The sequence below is a fragment of the Stieleria bergensis genome, assembly GCA_007745635.1.
In the GTDB taxonomy this organism is placed as follows: domain Bacteria; phylum Planctomycetota; class Planctomycetia; order Pirellulales; family Pirellulaceae; genus Stieleria; species Stieleria bergensis.
Window position 1 is genome coordinate 2,713,058 of the sequence record CP036272.1, and the last position, 17,587, is coordinate 2,730,644.

The following is a 17,587-nucleotide window of genomic DNA, read 5'->3' on the forward strand; positions in this document are numbered from 1 at the left end:
AGGACAGGTACGGACAAAAAGAAATCACGAAACAGCGGCAGAAGCACTCAGGTGTTCAATACCCGATGGGGTCAGCATCCGTCCTTTGTCGTTCTTGGTGATCAAGCCAAGCCGCATGAAGTCGGCTTCAAAGCATTCGATGCTTTGACGGGGTAAACCAAGGTGAGTTGCCAGAACATTGAGTCGCACTGGCCCCTGACCTTCTCGAAGAAGCTGCAAGTAACGCTGCTCGACTTCATCGAAGCCGAGTCGATCAACTCCCTCGATCTCGCACATGCGTTCGACATGGCGGGATGTGATCTCGTCGCAGTCTTCGGCAAGTGAACATCGACGGGCAGAATCGAGAAGGCGAACGGCCAACCTGGGTACACCCCTACTTCGTTTTGCGATCTGGTGCGCTGCTTCATCTGACAAGCACCACCCAAGACGAATTCCACGTTGCCTGATCACCTTTGCAAGTTCGTCTGATGCGTAGTGAGTCAACCGGCAGTGAATCTTGAATCGATGCAGCATGCTCGTTTCGAGCATGAATTCATGAGTCGTTGCGCCGATCAAGCAGAACGGCGGCAGTTGAACGGCCTTCTTGTTGCCGCCCAGAAACAGCTTGCCGTCCTCCAACGCTCGGTACAGACAAACTTGAATCGTTGGCGAGAGTTCGTGAATTTCATCGAGAAACAGGCAGTCGCCTGCTTCCAACAACATGAGCAATCCATGAACCTGTTGTGGCGAATGAAGATTCTGAGCAAGTTCCGTATGCAAGTTGCAACAAAGTTCTCTGGCGACGATTTCGCTCAGCAAAGTCTTCCCTGTTCCCCCTGGACCTGACAGAAGCAGGTGGGGGAATGCTTTGACTTCACCGCCCTTCAATCTCTCATTGAAGTAAGCGTCCAGGGCGGTGCGCAAAACGCCCACCGCTCTCTTTTGCCCGATCACATGATCGAGCGTTGGCACAACATTGGTTTCCATCAGAATGGTTCCTTTCGGGTTTGATCAAACAGAAGCAACAACAGCGGTATCACAAAACGCCAACAAGTAGTCAGCGACCTTGGACGCCTGCGTTGATGCTTTGAAAATGAAAGACGGATCATCGTTCATGGCTTTGAGCCACGACTTGATGTAAGCGGCGTGATTCTCGAACGACTCGCCTTGAGGCACGCCTAGTTCGGTCGAAATAAACGACGCCGACATCTCAGCTACAAGCTCGTTCATGGCGTAGGATGCGGTCCAGCCAAGACGTGACTCACTCCAGTGCGCAAGTTCGTGAAACAGCGACTCGTAGTAGCTGCCGATTGGATCAAAACGATGCTTGTTAGGCATTTGGATGTAGTCATCAGATGGGCGATAGAATGCCGATTCACCGCCGTGCCGAATGTCAGCGCCGGTGCCTTCAATCAGTTCATCTGCTGGAGCAAAATCAGGAACAGTACCGGTCGGTTCTTCGTCCTGAACTTTAAGCGATTCAGCAAACTCGCCTTCGACTTGGTCCGCAGAGAACACGGTAAAGTTGCGGAGCATGAAGAACTTATCTTCAAGTTGCTTGCCGTCCTTCTCTTTCTTCTTCGTGACGGGCTTGGCGAACACGATCCGACAACCCCATTCACCAGACTTCACGCCATCAGGACGGCGCTTCACCATGCAGCCTTTGGCTTCCCATTGGCGATAGGTTCCCCACCATCGAGATTGAAAGTTGAACTTCATGCGGTGAAGCTCAAGCAACAAAGGATTGACGCCTGAGTAGTTATTGCCCGAAGTGAAATTCGCAGCACGACCAACATTCGGCGACGTTGACCAAGGCTTTCGCCAAGGCAACAAATCTTGTTCAAGAGCGGCAACGATTCGATTGGTGATGTCCTGGCGAATCTCGGTTTGCGTTGGCATCTTTCGTTCTTCCAGTTCGTGTTTGAGTTGCTTACCGTGACTGAAAGAAAGGACTGCTGTGATGCGCTGAAGGACGAAATTAGTTGTCACTTTTTGAATTGCTTTCTGGTGAACGAAACGACAACAAGAAGTCAGCGATGACGTTCGCTTTTTCGGCTGCGTAGTTGATCAAATCAGTGTCGGTGCTGCGTTCTTCCAAGAAGCTCTGGAGCCATGCCGCTTTCTCTTCAAGTGGCTGACCAGCGGGAATGTTAAGCTCATTACACACGAATGATGAATTCAGACTGGCAACCAAATTCCAAAACGGGCAATCACGATTTTCGTGGTGCTCAAAGATGCCAACTCGTTGTTCAGCCCAATACGAAAGCAGACGGAAAAGTGTCTCGTAGAAGTGGCCGGTTGTGTAAAAGCGGAATCGCTCTGGAATGACCACTGTGTCAACCTCTGGTTCCCATCGCCCAACCCATCGTCGAGTTTCTACTTTCGCTCCCGTCTGTTTGATTAGAGCATCAGCGATGGGCACGGGTTCGACTGTTTTGAAGTAGCTGTCTTTGGCCGTATCGTCGGCTGTGAACCAGGGTTTTATGTCCCACGCTCGATAGCACGGCGGCAGGTCGTTTCGTTGCAGAGCAGCAACGTATTCGTTTATGATCTGTTGGCGGGTATTCACGAACGAACTCCATCCTCTGGGAAATCACTGAATACCAGTTCGTCGAAATTCTGTGAGCTTAACACTCCAAAATGAGCAAGTTCAGTATTCCTCCGCAAGCAGCAGGCACGTCGATGACCGATCCGCCTCAGTGATGCAGTACAGCGTCTCATCGTTCTTCGTGACGTAGACCGAGAAGATTCTGGTTCCGTCCCAGATCGCATCGTCGTTCAGTTCTTTGTCGTCTTCGTGGGCGCATCCCCAATCTCCCGACGCATGCCGCTTGATAAAGTCCATTGGGGCTTCATCGGTCCCTTCAAGCGCTGCCAATGCGCCGGGTGTGGCAACAATCTGGCCAAGGTCAAATAATTGTTCTGACATCATGTGCGTTCTCCGTGTTGCTCGAATGAACAACTGCCATGAGCAGAAGGACGAAGCTCACCAAACTCTTGTGAAGTTCTTGGGCTTTTCACGATAGATCGTGCCAAGACCGGGATGCATTAGGCGCACAAACTTGGTTCCGATCCCGACGATCCTGTAGGTAAATAGATCGCCGGTCACATCGCAGCGAACCCTGGCCCAGCGGTGAGTTGATTTGCAGTCGCCCGCCTTCGATTTGACCTGCCTAATTGTGAATCCCATTTCGTTCTCTCCCTTTGTTGGTTGGTGCTGGAAAGAACCGACTTGGTTGAGACGGAGGGCGGTGAATAGGACTCGATTGAGGAAAGCCCACCTTTGCCGCAAAGCGGCAAAGGTGGGCCTGAAGGACTGAATACCCACCAAAGCCAGATTTGTGAGTTGAAACTGCTTCAGTTTTCAAGGATTTCTATTGCGACGAACTCTCGCTCCGAATGCTGATCCGTCTCATAACGCCAATTGGCTTGATGTCGCCTTGTTTGAGATGCTTCAGAAAACTCTCCTGGGACAGCCAGGAGCCGTAATCGTTTCCATTCGTGTCGATCACAGTGGTTCCTGAACCACGTCGAAATGCGAGGTAATGAACTCCGCTTTTTGTGAAGCAGTGGAAAAGCAGACTGCCATCGTGAATGCGGTCGGATTGTTCTTTAAGCGTTGCTCTCATGGATCATTCCTTTCGTGGTGTACCGGAACAAACCATCGGTGCAATGGGGAGGGCGAATTGGTAAGTCGAATTACCAGTTGCCGAAATTCTCAGCGTTCAGAACCGGCGAAGAATTCAAGCCGTCTCGACTACATACCTTCATGCACACATTCATCGATCACATTCACCATCTTCGACTCGAAGAACAACTTTTTGTTCTTGGCGAAAACGTCTACGACCTCAATCACAAAGCCTACGATCAACTCTTCGCAACTGAACTCAAACGGCTGGCCATGCAGACCAATGACAGGAAGTCAAAGGTTCAGCTTGAAGACCTTGCCGACAACTTCCAATTCACTCGGTACATTCTGAAATCTGTTCGCTCTGCTGGCTTCAAGGATGAGCAGCAAGCGAATCAGATCACGCACGACCTCGTTTCTCAGCTTCTACTTGGATCATTATTTGAATTTGATCCAGCGGTCATCCCATTCGGAAAACGATTCTCTGTAAGTGTGGCAAATGCGATCAGAAACGTGGTCGCTAAGCAGAACAATCGTCAGCGACTAATTCCTTCGATCCCGATTTCTGATGAAGAGGGCGTCGGCATTCCTTCGAGTCAGATAGCTGGCCAGACTGTCGGGACCGTTGATCAGGGTTTGACTGACGAGTTCGCCAAGTTCGTTCATTCGAGACTTGGTCCGTTGGGTTCGGCTGTATTGAAATCGAAGCTTGACGGTGACGAAGTGAAGGGTTTGGTCGGGAGCGTGGAATTGGGAGGCCCAACTTCGTACCGGATCAAGCAAATGGTCATCGCCATCAAGCAATTGGCTCGTGAGTTTTTTGCTGAGCGTGATGATGATGTTGCTTTGGGTCAGATTGAGCGGGCTTTGGATTCGGAAAAGAAGACGATGGAGAGGAGGTTTGGGAAGAGGGAGCACTACGTGTGATCGGATTTGCTAAACTGCTCACTTTGCAAATCTCAACTTCATTACCAAGTAGCCCCATGCCAAACCAATCATCTGTAGCCCGTGCTGCAAAACTTGATGGCGAACTCGACCAACTATCGGAAGTTGTGGCAAACCTCAGCGATCAGAAACGTATGCGGAAGTACGCCGACTGGTTGACCTCAGTGGATGAAACACGGGGGAAGTTTCTCGCTGCTGTAGTAGATGCGTGGGAACAAGGCGAAGGAGCATTGCCCAGCGACGAGACTATCGACATGGTCTGGCAGAAGACTTGTGGGATCACGTTTTTACAAAAACTCCGTGAGCAAAAGCTGGATTCTGTTGCACCATCAATCATTGCGATGGCACGGCCGGCGCTGATCATAGAACCAGAATTGGCTGACGGTGAGATGCCAATCGGGACGAGCAAATATGGCGGCAAGCCTGATGTGCTCGATGGATTTGAGTGGCCTTCCTATGAAGAAAAGCTCCACACGTTTTTGGGGCAGATTCGGCTGGAAGAAATGAAAGGAACCGTGGCAGCACAATCTCTTCCTGACAAAGGCATGCTCTACTTCTTCGTATTCGATGATCCCGAAGAGACAGGGCAACCGGCTGCGGAAGGGGCAGAAGGCGCTTGGCAGGTCGTCTATTCACCCGACGCTGAAGGTCTGACTCGGCTTGAGCCGCCGAAGGCATTTGATGAATACAACCGAGTCGCACCCGAATGCGTCATCAAGTTCAGCGAAACACTTGATCTTCCCAACATCAACGTTTATGACCTAGAACGAGATTATTGGGACCAATTCACGTCGTGCAGACGTGCAAAAGCAATGGGGTTGAATCGAGAGCACAGCGATGCATACGAAGCTGTGATCGATGCTCTGATGCCTGAGCGAGAAGAACGCTCACATCTTGTAGGTTGGTCACATCCACAGGTAGCCGCTGACGATCCTGTCGATGACGGTTTCAGGCATCTGCTGACGGTGGCTTCGGAAGAGATTCTGGAATGGTGCTGGGCAGATGGACATCAGTTGTATTTCAGCGTTTCGGACGACGATTTTGAGTCGCAGCGGTTCGACCGGTGTGCCATTATCGATGGCTAGGCTTCGAGTCATGATGTACCAAGAAGAACGTTGTTGGCGTCAATCGCCAATAACCATCTTCGCCAACAGACCTAAGAGCTTGACTCGGTCATCTTGTCGCCGATTCTCTCGCAAGCCTGAGAGAGTTGATGACCACAATTTTTGATTGAATCCAGGAACCGAAGCAATGACATGGGGTGCGAGCCTGATGCGACTTCCCAAAGGCATGACCATCAGTCAAATCGCCGAACAATATGGCGACAGTTGGCAAGTGCCACCGATTGGATCAGTCACCGAGATTGGAGAAGCACTTACGTCGATCTTCCCAGACGCTCAGCATCACGCAGATGAATCAGTCGTTCAAGACGGTCACGCCTATCTTCGGTTTAACTACGGGAACCGAAAAGGAATCGGAACCGTTGATTCAATCGGTGTAGTTTCCAATGGCAATGAGGATTGCGTACCCATCATTCGGGCCGTCTGCGATAAGCTCGATCTCAGGATGGTGGATCACCAGAGCGGGGAAGTTGTCGATTTCGAGCAGGAGCCAGTACGGAGCGTGGAGGAGTATCGGGCGTTCCGTGATCGTGCTCTTCGGAAAGGGGATAAAGCAGATTGAGCACTTGGATGACCGCCGCAGCAATTCTGGTGTTCGCTGCCATCTCCGTAATGATCCTGACCGAAGTGCTCCGATCCGTGATTCATGCACGACGAAAGAGCAAGGATGGTCTTGGTGGCACTCCAGACATTGCAATGTGGGGCAGTCTAATCTGCATCGGCTTGATGATCGCCGCTGCTATTTGCGGGATAGTAAGTCTAATGACATGATTTTGGCACCCAATCAATCTTCTCCACTGGCCATATGAATCAATTCCCAGACATGTCCGTCGAGGTCTTGGAATCCGTGCCCGTACATGAAGCCGTGGTCCTTCGGTTCCTTGTATGTCGAACCGCCCAACTCGACCGCCTTTGAGACCATGTCGTCAACTTGCTCTCGGCTGTCAAGCGAGAGACACAGCAGAACTTCGGTGCTTTCTTTGGCGTCGGCAATCTTCTTTGGAACAAACTCTTCAAACTTCTTGTGCGTGAGAAGCATGACGCAGATTTCTTCACTGACAATCATGCAGGTGGCGGTTTCGTCCGTAAAGCGTGTGTCAAATGCGTAACCAAGGCCCGTGAAGAACTCAATGGACTTCTGGAGATCGGCAACGGGCAGGTGGATGAAGATTTTGGCAGGCATGGGTAAGGGATTAAGTGTGGATGGAGTTAAACGGGAGACAATGACGCAACCTGTTTTCACAGAACACCCAGGTTTTCTCAGTCAAGTTTGGGTTCTTGAGGCCCATTGCGGTCACTTGTGGTAATACGTTGGGCGACTCCAGAATCGTAGTTCATTCGCAGACAACACCGACCCTGAAAATGTCAGCTTAATAGTACCCATGTCGAACACAGGAAAATCAAGGAATGAGAATACGGGATGGGTCAGTGCCTCTCTCGGAATCTGTTCGTACCAGTGTTCAAGGAATCCTTCACAAGAATAGAACTGACCGATCCGATTCAGTTCTTCTTCAACAAACCCAGCTAAGCAGCCAACAACGTTTGAATCGCAACTACGATCAGACCATGTGAGTGAGAGACTGTCTTCAGTTGAAGTTTCCCCACAGCATATTCTGACGCAGGATACAAACCCGTCTTCAAGCGGCTTTTCTGTCATCGATTGCTGGGCGAAAAAGGGACGATTCACGTCCCAGCCAAAATGTTGAAGCCACGCTGAAATGTCATCTTCGGGCTTTTGCTGAGCGGTGTAGTGGGAACTGGAGATCAACACGTTCCCACAATGAAGTCTTACGGGAGGCTGCGGTGGATCATCCAGATCATGGTATTGCTTTGCCCACCGAAGGCAGCGGGATGCCGCCGCAATCTTCTCAGGACTGTCATCCATCCAGTGCTGATCCACCGTCAAATCGATATCGAAGTTTTCGAGAATGAGCAGACCGCTACGAAGTTGTATGATGCGAAGTTCTCGCAGTCCATCAGGCAGCATTGGCTTCGTACCAAATTTGAACTGGTATTCTGCGTCGGGCACGAGAGAATCGCCACTGGAGTCGGTCGCAGTCGCCTTCGGTTTGCCGAGAAGTTTAGAAAGCCATTTTCGCATTTTATAACACTCTCTTACGGCACTTTGATCTCGACGCCGTAGCGGGGTGCAGCTTTCAGCAGCTTCTTGATTTCAGCTTCACTTGGCGGCGGCGCTGTCGTCGCATCGTCATCAAGCTGCGTTCCAACCTCGAAGAACATCTCCTCCAATCCGGCTGGTGCGAGTGAGATCAGCAAACGAGCGGTCTTGTCGCTTTCGTTCTTGAAACTGTGCAGGCTTCCGACCGGCATGTTGAGAAAGGTTCCTTCACCGGCAACGATTCGATCGTCACCAAATTGGAATGTCATCTCACCCTCAAGGACGAGGAACGATTCTTCCTCCCGGCTGTGGATGTGCGGTGGAGGACCGCTACCGGGAGGCACGATGGCCTCGAACGTGGTGTATTTCCCGTCCGTCTCCTCCCCCGTGGCAAGGAATCGGTAAACGTCACCGACAATGCCGATCCTTCTGCCTTCGCCGGGATTTCGGATGGTTGCTGGGTGGTTCATCGGCAAGACTCCCTGTGCCTAATTCATCGGGTGCTTTTGAAAGAACTTCCACATGGCATCATTGGCAGAAATGTTCTTTGTTGTCTTCCCAAGAAAACGGACCCTTGAGGGTCCACCCGGCCATGTGTGCCCGCCGCCAACAATCTCGATTAGCACGACCTCGGCCCCATCCTTTCCGTCGCCATATGTCTTGCGAATGATTGATGTGCCGTCGTCTATTTTTGGCTGCTGCTTCGTGACTACGGGTTCTTCATTGCATCCGTTTGCCTTCACCCAAGCGTTGATCGAATGCTCAACCGAGTAAAAGTCGGTGCCCGACACACCTTTACCTTTGCCGCCCTTGAACGGAGCGTTCTCATCATCCGTCCCATGGAAATGAATAACTGGCACTGGCCGTTTCGGATTGCAGGTCTGGGTTCCCATCGGCCCACCAACTGGAGCAATGGCGGCGATCCGTTCTGAAAGCTCCGAGGCAAGTCGGTAGGTGATAATCCCTCCATTCGACATCCCCGTGGCAAAGACCCGTTTCTCATCGACGTTGACCACGGTTGCGAGGTCGTCGAGTAACTGACTCGTGAATTCAACGTCGTCCACCTTGTTACGCATGGCGTAGCCACAGCAGTTGCCACCATTGAACGTGAGCAGCTTCTCAAACCGTCCGGTCCCAGCGGGATAGACGGCGATGAAACCGGCTTCATCGGATTTCGCATTCATCCCACTGAAGCGGATCATCGACTGTGGATTAGCGCCGCCGCCGTGAAAGACCAGCACCACCGGCGATGACTTGTCGTGGTCGTAGTTTGGCGGGACGTGAACGATGTAGCTGCGTTCGATGTTGCCAACCGTCAATGTCCGTGTGTGATCGCCGGGACCAAGTGGATCGGGGGCGAGCAGTAAGAGAAACAGCACAGATTGAATAGCGGTCATCGTCGAAATCCTTGGTCACAATCAGGGGTAGAGCAATTCCTCGGCGATTTCCCGCACACGATCCATTGTAACGCCATCACGTTGTTCGATTGATAATGGGTGATCCGTTGCTTCCAACTCAACGAACGGTCGCTGCCCAACGGGGCGAGTATGAATTTGCGTCTTTAAGCTCATCGTCTCCGGGTAAAGAGGCAGCGATGTGGACAGCCAGCCGAAGAACGGCGGCTCGGACTCACGGCCTTCCTGCTCCCAAATTTCGTGACAACGCTTCAGGCTGTCATTGCTTAGCGAAGCCCACACACCCCAGATGAAAGGCTCATCGTTGCCAATGACCGGCAACTCCAAACAACCACGAATGAAGAAGAACTCATCATCGATCACGCACAGGTCTTCAGTCAACTCGCAGCGTGATTCTCGTTCGTCTTCCGGGATGTTGTTGTAGATCGTCGGAGCGTTTGCGCCGAATTCCATCGGAAGGTCGTGCCACATGCCGCAAGTGGCACAGTGAAAGCCTGTTGCCTTCTGGTCAAATTCTTGCTCGTCGGTGCTCATGGCCGAATCGACTCCACGAACTTCTTGAGCGCATCAAGATACTCGCTCACGTTCGCTCGAAAGATCGTGTTGTGGTTGCCTCTCGGGAATCGAACTAGCCGCTTTTGACGTGAGCCCGCCCATTTGTGACTGCGTTCGGCGTGCGAGATGTCGATCAAGCCATCGTTCTCGGTGTGAAGCGTGAGCAACGGATGCGTGTACCCCGACAACTTTTTTTTGTGATTGAAGTATCGCTTCACTTCCGTCTTTACGGCAGCTTCATCGAATCCTGCCGACTCCAAATCCGCATAGGTCAGGAATCGTTCTGAGGGGTCGGCGATGCCACTTTCAATTATCAGGCCAGCGATGTTCGGCTGACGATGAGCCAACTCGATGGCGTAAAGCGAACCGATGGACCGACCGAAGACGATGGCTGTCTCTGGTGAAACATCAGCAGCCGTCATTGCTGCTTCACCGTCACCGAGCATTGCAACTAGCTTTGCTTCGCCGGTCGATTCGCCGTATTCTCGATACTCAACAAACAGAGAATTCAGGCCCATGTCAGCGAACACGTCCGCCATGAATGGAACGTGGTCCGCAACTGCCTCTCCGTTTCCGTGGAAGTGAATTATCGTGAGAGCCTCGGTATCGAGGATCTTCCGATAACACGCCAATTCAGCAGCATCAGATTTGACGATGAACGGATCGGCGACGGTTCGATCCTGTGGAAACAAGTAGCGTCCGCTGATTGCCGGATCATCAAGAATGCTCTTCACTTCTGCAAATCCTGTCGCTCGGTTTTGTCTCAATAAGCGTCATGTCTTGTTCTGATGGACAAGAACATCGCATCGTCGGTTGAATATTTATTCGTGCCCACTCCATTCACTTCACAGATGCTTTTGTTTGCTTGCTGTCAAAGCTAATTTCTCGCAAGCATTCAGCATTTTCTCAAGCGGCTCTTTATCGGCCAACCGGTGATCGTTGCCGACTGCAATTAGCGTCTCGGTGACCAGCGAGAAGTCGTCGGTCACTCATCGTCAGGCACCTGAGCGTAAAACCGCAAGACCCCGCATCCAGTGCAGCGGTAGGCGGTGATGGGGACGAACTCTTTCTTATCGACCTTTACGCCGGTCTTCATTCCTAACAAGTGTGATGGCTCCGGCTCTCCTCTGTGCCAGACCATTTGTGCAATCGCTGCATAAGCAAAGTCGGGAACGAAGCCCTTCTCCATCGCTGTTCCACAATCTGGACATGTCGATTCGCTCATTCGTTTTCTCCAGTTACGAGATTCTGACTTTTCAGTTTTTCGCACGCTTCCAACATCGCCTTCAGTGGCTCAAGATCGGCCAACCTATGGTGGTCAGCCCCGACTTCACAACTAACTTTCGTTGCGATGGTTCTGAGGGTCTTTGCTTCCGATGTCGGTTCCGTAGTCGTCGATTTCGGCCTGCGTTACGGTTTCATCTTGATTTGTGTCAGCGGCATCAAAGTTCCGTAAAAGCTGCTCGACATTGCGATGCGGCTGTTGGCGTCCAAAGAGGTCCATTTCTTCACGAGTCAGCTTACCGTCTACGTTATGGTCGGCGGCGTCCCACGCCGACCATGCTCGGCCAGGAGTCCGGTTTGCCCTGTAAAGCGAATACCAAGCCTGTGAGACGTAGACGTAACCGCAGACACCAATGAGTAGCACGCCCACCATCGTCAACTGCCATTTCCAGCGTCGGAGGCTCGCAATATCGGATTTCGTGGGCTCGTCATTCATCGTTCGCAGTCCTGTCAATTTACCGTATAAAAGTGAGTCGATGATCTCCATTGATCGTGAAATCAAGATAGCCCAGTCGAAGTTAATCCTGATCAATTCAAGCGTTTTCGCTTCCAGTCCAAATACTTGGCGATGTCGGGATGCGATTGTAACTTCTCAATCGTGTAGAAATCCCGTCCTAACTCCTTCTCATCTGGAATCAACTCATGCACCGACTCGTGGCACATCTTACAAAGGAGGATCGTTTGCTGCATCTGCTCCTTGGTGAAGTGCCGCTTCCACCAATTCTTTCGATGGCAGTGTCGGGGGATCAAATGATGTTCGCTGTGAACTTCGTTGCTCCCGCATAGCTGGCACGGCACTTGTGTTCTCCATTCAGGTTCGACTTAAATAGAATTAAGGTCGCTTGAGCAACATGACCAGTGGCGTCGTTGCCTTGATGCTGTGAGGCGTTTTGGCTGCCATCTGAATCCACGTTCCCGGCTTGCCTGCCACTGCCTCTTCGCCGACAGTCAGTTCGGCCTCGCCATTGATGATTTGAATGATCGCTGGCAGCGGTGCGACATGTTCTTTGAGACCGAACAATACAACTTTTGCATTGTCGTCGCCGGTCAGCACGATGCTCTGCTTGCCGGTTTCAGGCGGCTGAAGTTCGTCGGCGAGTTGTCGGATTTGGAAACTGTTAGTAGAGATGGTCGGTTATCCTTTGATACAAAGAACCACTCAGAATCGCTAAATACGAATTCGTCATCGAGGCCCACGGTCATCGAACAGTGCTTTGAGTTGGGTACAAACAGGGCCAATTGCCGCAGCCCATTGCCCTTTGTCGACTGGGTTGGAGGGCATTGTAAACGAAAGCGGATTCAACCCCTGCAAGTCGCTTGGGAGCTTCAGGTCGATTCCTCTCGGTGTAACCATCACCGTTCGTTCCCTTCCAAGCTGCCCCATGAACAACCCAAGTTCAAAAACTACATTGTCCCTTGGGGCAACCTTTCGCTTCTTTCGGGCGGTGACGACATCTTCTCCAGTGACCACGGCGATGGCAAAGTCAGCAGACATCACTTCTCGCTCAAGGTCTTCCATCGTCTGCTTTGTCAAACCGAACACTTGGTCTGTCCATTTGCTGACGATGCTCTCATGGTGATCTAGTCCGAGTTGAATCTGCTCCGCAATATGCAGGCTTTCGCTTGAAGAGCAGATGAAGACATTCGGCAACTCATTAGGGCGGCGAATCATGTCATTGCGGTTACGGAGCCGGTCACAAAGTTCGATGGAAATTCGCCGCCACAAGACCGGGAACTCATCAGCAATGCGAGTAAAGTCTGGCTCGGTTATTTGAGCCACGAGCGTTGTCTCTTCGGCGATCACGCTTGCACTTCTTCGAGCTTTGCAGTCGATCAATGCCATTTCTCCGACGTGAGTACCATAATTCCGAATTGCCACGGGCCTTCCATTCGCCTCGATCCGCATTCTTCCCGAGATGATAAAGTACAGGTCGGTATCCTCGCCCTCCTGCGAGATCAACACTGTGTCAGTCGGCAACTCCGTTAGTATCGCTACCTCAATCAACTGCTCAGCAATCAACTGTTCGCCATTGACTAATTTTTGATTCAGGAAAGCGTCACGCAACCGACGCTTGCCATCGTCGCCTTGAAATCGTTCGATCATTCGCTGGTGACTCCAATCGTCCCACGTTGATTTACAGCTTTCCCAAATGACACTTCTTAAACTTTAATCCACTTCCGCACGGGCAGGGATCGTTTCTGCCAACACGGCCCATGTCTCGAATTGCTTCACGAATACCCTCCAGCCCATGCGACCGATCAGGCCCCGGCCATTCGGCGATTTCGCCAGTCCGCTGTGCTTTAGCAAGTCGCCGCTGATAGATCCGTTCCTTAAGTAAGAACGTGTGAATTACGCCAAACAATTTTCTGAGCGAGTCATCGTCGGCAAATGCAATCCCCGAGTCACCCGGCACGAATAGGCAGAGCTTCCAGTCGCTTTCAATGTGGCTATTAGCGACTTTTTTCCAGCGGTCACGATGGCTCTCAAGGTAGACGGATGGCGGTTGATTTCGGGCCGGAAACCTTGAAGGATACACGAGACGGATGCGTACCGATTCGTAGACATGGCCATGCTCGGAACACAATTCAAGATCGCCGCAGAGACTTGCATTTCCGTTGCCATCAATGCTGGATTCGAAAGCCGTTAGAAGCTCCGAAGCAATCTGCTGCTCTCGCAGCAACCTCTGAGGGTTTTCTTTGTACCAAACCACCGTTTCACTCCGACAACCATGGCTTGCTTGTCTGCCACGGTTGGGCTGCGATAGCCGCCGACTTCGTCGTCACCTGCATTCGGTTATTCTCAAAGCTCGTACCGAGACATCCCTCTTCCGCCGCTTTCTCCTCTTTCTTTTCGTCCAGCTTCGGAAAAGTTAGATTAGTGGCAACGTATGCCGACCCTCGTTTGGTAAATTCCTCCGTGACATTTTCATCGTCTAGTTGGCAATAGATCTCACTGGCAATACGGATTTGCTTCGCCGCAGATATCATCTGGAGCCGTTCGGCCTCGGTGACTTCCGGTCCGAAGCAAATCGAAATACGTTCGCCCTGTTTACCCAGTCGTGAAACAATGACTTTTCCTACATCCACACCGACAGCAACATGAATGTCCTCACGGTCTGCAAGGTGTTCATTCAGCACATGCTCCATCGATGACTGTAGGGCAATCGCAAGGTCAACAGCATCTTGGCAACGAATATCGTGTTTGCCACTCCCTGAAGGCAGGTGCATGATCCCGAGGATGCAGTCACCACGATGTTGCAGTACCAATCCGTCGTAATCCGTCCCGGCGACAGAATGGAACTCTGACCGAATCATGTGAAACTGTCGGATCAGGCTGACAACCTTGTCGTCGGTCTCTGCCTCTTGGACGTATCGGGTGAATCCATCGAGGTCAGCGTAAAACGTCACCGCCTCGGTTCGTTTGCAGTTGCGCTCAGTCAGCTTTGAAACATCGATCAGTGTCGTCGCTTCAGAAATATTGATCTGGTCGAGCGGGAGATTGTCCCGATGCCTCTCGGTTTCCTTCTTCAACTTCTCTTCATTCCATTCGACGCCAAGCTCTTCAGCCAAACCAGAGTTGCGACTCCAGCGGAGTCCGGTGGCTCGATAAGTTTGCACGTCAGCGACGACTTCGCTCTTCTCAAAGTGGCCCTGAAGACACTCGGGCAACGCTTCGTACATTTCAGCCGTGATTGTGATTGAATCCCGCCCACCGATGATCTTCGCTGCGAGGTTGGCACAAGTGCCGAGTGAAATGAGTTCTCGCTTTCCAGTCTTACCGACGTTGCAGATGTAACTCGTTCCACTGGCCAAGCCTACGGCACTACTGAAGTCCCGCACATCGCTGAATACACCATTGAATACGTCAAGAACGTAAGTGTTTTGTGTGATGGCGTGGATGACAGCCTGCTTTGTTCTAGCGCCGTGATTTGGGTTGTCCTTGCCGTCGTATGGTCTGAAGACCAATCCGTGTGCTCGGACGGTCTGACGCTGAATGTCGCCAACGTCGTCATCTTTCATCAGCTCGCCCTGAATACGTCGGAGGACACTGGATGCTCTCACCAGCTTCCGCTGCTTTTGTTTGTCATTCCCGGCGTCCGCTACGGCACGGTGAAAGTTGGGGACATCAACATATAGATGGACGCCTTCAGCCCGCCGAACGTCTTTTCTTCCGAGGTTTGAGAAGTCCATTGACCGGGCGAGGTCTCTGACATTCAGGTCCAGATCAGCGAAATCATTCTTCTTAACCCGCTCTCGTGAACGCTTTTCATTCCAAGCCATCTCGATTTCTCCGTGGCAGACCGAGGAAACACAGGGCGGAAACTTTCCGCAATCGTCAATGTCGCTATATGCTATCTGTTCGCTATGCAAGAAGTCAAGGAGGCGGCAAGCCGATGCGTCTGCTTGAAGCGGACAGGGAAAAGCCGTAGGATGTGCGTGGTTTTACGGTTATGCAATTGCAGCAGAGGGTTGTGCCGCCATGACGACAGTCGGTGAACGCATCAAAGCCCGTCGAGAAGAGCTTGACTGGACTCAAGATGATTTGGCTACCAAGGCCAGCATCAGCAAGAGCTTCCTGTCAGACCTTGAGAACGGCAAACGCAATGTCGGAGCAGATAAGCTCCTTGACATAGCCCGTGCGCTGAGTCTGTCGCTCGACTACCTAATGACAGGCAAAGACGCCAAGAGCACGGAGACCAAAAAAAACGAGAAAGAGGTTCAGATACCGAAGGCACTGGCGGAATTTGCAGGCGACGAGGGACTGAGTTTTCGGCAGGCGATTGCTTTGCTGGAAATGCAGAACCAGATCATTGCTCACCGCAGCAGCACCAAGAAAGGCGACCTTGAAAAGGTCGATTGGCAAAAATTTTATGAAGCGGTGAAGGAATTCCTATGAGCACATTGGATCAGGAACAAGATGTTGTTGATCTTGCTGAAAAACTGGGGCTCTCTGGATCGCCTGTCGCAGCAATTATCAATTTTTGTCAGCACCAAATAGACACTTGGGTTCGAGAAGCCGGTGGCGTGAAGTCCATCGGCGAATTAGAGGCGTTGGTCGCCACTCGGCTGACCCTCGTCTTTGAAGAAATTAACGACGACTCCGATCTTGACGAACTAAAGCAGCGGTATGTGGAGAAAGGCGAAATCGTTTTCGCCCATATCGTGGAAAACGACCTGACTCCCGATACTTTTGGCACGATGGTTCGGCTCAAAGATGGTTCTCACGTCGCCGTAATCGATTGTCGGGGAGACAAAGCCGCTCGACGATTCTTCACTCGCTGGCATGAAATTGCACACCTGCTGGTTGAACCGGAATGTGAGCGACAAGTCTTTCGTTCGACCAACGATCCGCTGGAACGCCTGATGGATCAGATTGCGGGCCACGTCGGATTCTATGAATCGTTGTTCACTCCCATGCTGAATCAGCATTTGGCGGAACGTGGGCTGCTGACGTTCGAGACCATCGACGCAGTTCGGCAGTCATTCTGCTCCTATGCCAGTTTCCAATCGACACTTTTTGCCTGCCAGAGGCGACTCTGCACTCCGGTTCTGTATGTCGAAGCTCGCATGGCCTATTCCGAGAGCGAACGTCGTGGCCTGAATCAGAGGCGACTGTTCGACGAGGACAGACCCGAGAAGAAGCTGCGTGTTCAATTGACGGTGCAGAATGATGCGGCAACTCAGATGAAGCTCACCGCACGATGGAACATGCGAGTGCCCGAGTCATCAACCATTTTTACGGCTTTTCACGAGGAGTCACCGGATGCAACTGGCGAAGAGAACCTGAAAGCATGGACGTTCTCGAAGGGAGGCTACCTGATGGACTGCGACGTGTTCGTACAGGCACGCCGTGTGGATCAATTTGTCATGGCAACAATTCAGCCGCTTCTCAGGGAAAGCATTTCCAGCCATGAGTGACCTTACCTCAACAAAGAAGCCTGACGATCACGGCGTTGTTGAACAACAGACAGGCGTCGAGCTTTTGGCGACAAAGGAAACAGAACTCGATCTTGAGGTCGCCAAAGCCAACCTCGATCTAGTGATCAACTGGGTTAGCCACGCCGACTCCAAAGCCACGTTCTATCTGACAATAGCCGTTGCGATGCTCGGTGCGTCCCTGACGGAAATCCCGGCTCTGGTCCGTGTCTGTCAGCATTTTGTCTCGACGAGTAGCTGGTGGGTGCCCGCAATACTGATTGCATCGCATCTCGCATTCTACGCTTCATCATTATTCTCCGCCTACAAATCCATAGAGGTCGTCAAGCCTCGGTTAGCCCCAGACAGCAAGACCCATTCTTGGTATTTCTTCCAGTCAGTGGCGGCATTTGCAGATTTAGACAAGTGGCGGGATTTCACACACGGTCTCAAAGGCGCAGAGCGACTGCAACATCTCGTCGATCAAATCTGGAACGTTTCACGAGTTGCTGTCGCCAAGTACAAGGCAGCGGGAACTGCAGACTTTGCGCTGAGAGTGGCTTTTTGCTTCGGCACAGTATCGGTTCTCGTCACGCTCGTTCTTGATGAATTGACGAGGCAATAA

Annotated in this window: 24 protein-coding genes; 6 read left to right on the plus strand and 18 right to left on the minus strand. The window is 51.7% G+C overall.

Features of this window, described 5'->3' with window-relative positions:
• Positions 1–24: 24 nt before the first annotated feature.
• From SV7mr_RS09200 to SV7mr_RS09215, 4 genes are all read right to left on the minus strand, one after another.
• A complete protein-coding gene (locus SV7mr_RS09200; RefSeq protein ID WP_145271299.1) occupies positions 25–966 on the minus strand; it encodes a Holliday junction DNA helicase RuvB C-terminal domain-containing protein in 942 nt (313 codons plus the stop codon).
• 24 nt (positions 967–990) lie between these two features.
• The gene (locus SV7mr_RS09205) at positions 991–1,878 is read right to left on the minus strand and encodes an ArdC family protein (RefSeq protein WP_145271301.1); all 888 of its coding nucleotides are present in this window, start codon (positions 1,876–1,878) and stop codon (positions 991–993) included.
• Between the two features lie 79 nt (positions 1,879–1,957).
• A complete protein-coding gene (locus SV7mr_RS09210) occupies positions 1,958–2,548 on the minus strand; it encodes a zincin-like metallopeptidase domain-containing protein (RefSeq protein ID WP_145271303.1) in 591 nt (196 codons plus the stop codon).
• An 81-nt stretch (positions 2,549–2,629) separates the two neighbouring features.
• Positions 2,630–2,911, minus strand: coding sequence for a hypothetical protein (locus SV7mr_RS09215; RefSeq protein ID WP_145271305.1), 282 nt, complete (start codon positions 2,909–2,911; stop codon positions 2,630–2,632).
• Positions 2,912–3,748: 837 nt separating this feature from the next.
• Here SV7mr_RS09215 and SV7mr_RS09220 point away from each other — a divergent pair.
• From SV7mr_RS09220 to SV7mr_RS09230, 3 genes are all read left to right on the plus strand, one after another.
• The gene (locus tag SV7mr_RS09220; RefSeq protein ID WP_145271307.1) at positions 3,749–4,534 is read left to right on the plus strand and encodes a hypothetical protein; all 786 of its coding nucleotides are present in this window, start codon (positions 3,749–3,751) and stop codon (positions 4,532–4,534) included.
• Positions 4,531–5,637: a DUF1963 domain-containing protein gene (locus SV7mr_RS09225; RefSeq protein WP_145271309.1), complete on the plus strand. Its 1,107-nt coding sequence runs from the start codon at positions 4,531–4,533 to the stop codon at positions 5,635–5,637. Before SV7mr_RS09220 ends, SV7mr_RS09225 begins: the two co-directional genes overlap by 4 nt.
• Positions 5,638–5,803: 166 nt before the next feature.
• The gene (locus SV7mr_RS09230) at positions 5,804–6,235 is read left to right on the plus strand and encodes a hypothetical protein (protein ID WP_145271311.1); all 432 of its coding nucleotides are present in this window, start codon (positions 5,804–5,806) and stop codon (positions 6,233–6,235) included.
• 222 nt (positions 6,236–6,457) lie between these two features.
• Here SV7mr_RS09230 and SV7mr_RS09235 read toward each other — a convergent pair whose 3' ends face one another.
• From SV7mr_RS09235 to SV7mr_RS09295, 14 genes are all read right to left on the minus strand, one after another.
• Positions 6,458–6,856, minus strand: coding sequence for a VOC family protein (locus SV7mr_RS09235; protein ID WP_145271313.1), 399 nt, complete (start codon positions 6,854–6,856; stop codon positions 6,458–6,460).
• A gap of 111 nt (positions 6,857–6,967) precedes the next feature.
• On the minus strand, positions 6,968–7,774 hold the full coding sequence (locus SV7mr_RS09240) for a hypothetical protein (protein WP_419188305.1): 807 nt from the start codon (positions 7,772–7,774) through the stop codon (positions 6,968–6,970).
• Positions 7,775–7,788: 14 nt separating this feature from the next.
• Positions 7,789–8,262 carry a quercetin 2,3-dioxygenase gene (locus SV7mr_RS09245; RefSeq protein WP_145271317.1) on the minus strand — a complete coding sequence of 158 codons (474 nt, stop codon included), beginning with the start codon at positions 8,260–8,262 and terminating at the stop codon, positions 7,789–7,791.
• An 18-nt stretch (positions 8,263–8,280) separates the two neighbouring features.
• Positions 8,281–9,189, minus strand: a complete 909-nt coding sequence (locus tag SV7mr_RS09250; protein WP_145271319.1) for an extracellular catalytic domain type 1 short-chain-length polyhydroxyalkanoate depolymerase — start codon at positions 9,187–9,189, stop codon at positions 8,281–8,283.
• A 21-nt stretch (positions 9,190–9,210) separates the two neighbouring features.
• Positions 9,211–9,741: a DUF2199 domain-containing protein gene (locus SV7mr_RS09255; protein ID WP_145271321.1), complete on the minus strand. Its 531-nt coding sequence runs from the start codon at positions 9,739–9,741 to the stop codon at positions 9,211–9,213.
• Entirely contained in the window at positions 9,738–10,496 is a 759-nt protein-coding gene (locus SV7mr_RS09260) for an alpha/beta hydrolase (RefSeq protein ID WP_145271323.1), read from the minus strand. The genes SV7mr_RS09255 and SV7mr_RS09260 overlap by 4 nt, the downstream gene beginning before the upstream one ends.
• A 111-nt stretch (positions 10,497–10,607) precedes the next feature.
• Positions 10,608–10,751: a hypothetical protein gene (locus SV7mr_RS25225; protein ID WP_419188306.1), complete on the minus strand. Its 144-nt coding sequence runs from the start codon at positions 10,749–10,751 to the stop codon at positions 10,608–10,610.
• Positions 10,748–10,987: a PF20097 family protein gene (locus tag SV7mr_RS09265; protein WP_145271325.1), complete on the minus strand. Its 240-nt coding sequence runs from the start codon at positions 10,985–10,987 to the stop codon at positions 10,748–10,750. Before SV7mr_RS09265 ends, SV7mr_RS25225 begins: the two co-directional genes overlap by 4 nt.
• Positions 10,988–11,098: 111 nt before the next feature.
• A complete protein-coding gene (locus tag SV7mr_RS09270; RefSeq protein WP_145271327.1) occupies positions 11,099–11,482 on the minus strand; it encodes an EF-hand domain-containing protein in 384 nt (127 codons plus the stop codon).
• Between the two features lie 92 nt (positions 11,483–11,574).
• Positions 11,575–11,736 (minus strand): hypothetical protein, encoded by a 162-nt coding sequence (locus tag SV7mr_RS25230; RefSeq protein WP_419188307.1) that lies wholly within the window; start codon positions 11,734–11,736, stop codon positions 11,575–11,577.
• 142 nt (positions 11,737–11,878) lie between these two features.
• Positions 11,879–12,100: a cupin domain-containing protein gene (locus tag SV7mr_RS09280; RefSeq protein ID WP_145271331.1), complete on the minus strand. Its 222-nt coding sequence runs from the start codon at positions 12,098–12,100 to the stop codon at positions 11,879–11,881.
• A 129-nt stretch (positions 12,101–12,229) separates the two neighbouring features.
• Positions 12,230–13,066, minus strand: a complete 837-nt coding sequence (locus tag SV7mr_RS09285; protein WP_419188308.1) for a TIR domain-containing protein — start codon at positions 13,064–13,066, stop codon at positions 12,230–12,232.
• A gap of 115 nt (positions 13,067–13,181) precedes the next feature.
• On the minus strand, positions 13,182–13,727 hold the full coding sequence (locus SV7mr_RS25235) for an SEC-C metal-binding domain-containing protein (protein WP_419188309.1): 546 nt from the start codon (positions 13,725–13,727) through the stop codon (positions 13,182–13,184).
• A gap of 34 nt (positions 13,728–13,761) precedes the next feature.
• Entirely contained in the window at positions 13,762–15,066 is a 1,305-nt protein-coding gene (locus SV7mr_RS09295) for an adenylate/guanylate cyclase domain-containing protein (protein ID WP_419188310.1), read from the minus strand.
• A gap of 460 nt (positions 15,067–15,526) precedes the next feature.
• On the opposite strand from SV7mr_RS09295, the gene SV7mr_RS09300 reads away from it, so the two are divergent.
• From SV7mr_RS09300 to SV7mr_RS09310, 3 genes are read left to right on the plus strand one after another with little or no spacing between them, the layout of a single operon-like run.
• The gene (locus SV7mr_RS09300; RefSeq protein WP_145271337.1) at positions 15,527–15,943 is read left to right on the plus strand and encodes a helix-turn-helix domain-containing protein; all 417 of its coding nucleotides are present in this window, start codon (positions 15,527–15,529) and stop codon (positions 15,941–15,943) included.
• Positions 15,940–16,965 carry a hypothetical protein gene (locus SV7mr_RS09305; protein WP_145271339.1) on the plus strand — a complete coding sequence of 342 codons (1,026 nt, stop codon included), beginning with the start codon at positions 15,940–15,942 and terminating at the stop codon, positions 16,963–16,965. Before SV7mr_RS09300 ends, SV7mr_RS09305 begins: the two co-directional genes overlap by 4 nt.
• Positions 16,958–17,587 carry a Pycsar system effector family protein gene (locus SV7mr_RS09310; protein WP_145271341.1) on the plus strand — a complete coding sequence of 210 codons (630 nt, stop codon included), beginning with the start codon at positions 16,958–16,960 and terminating at the stop codon, positions 17,585–17,587. The genes SV7mr_RS09305 and SV7mr_RS09310 overlap by 8 nt, the downstream gene beginning before the upstream one ends.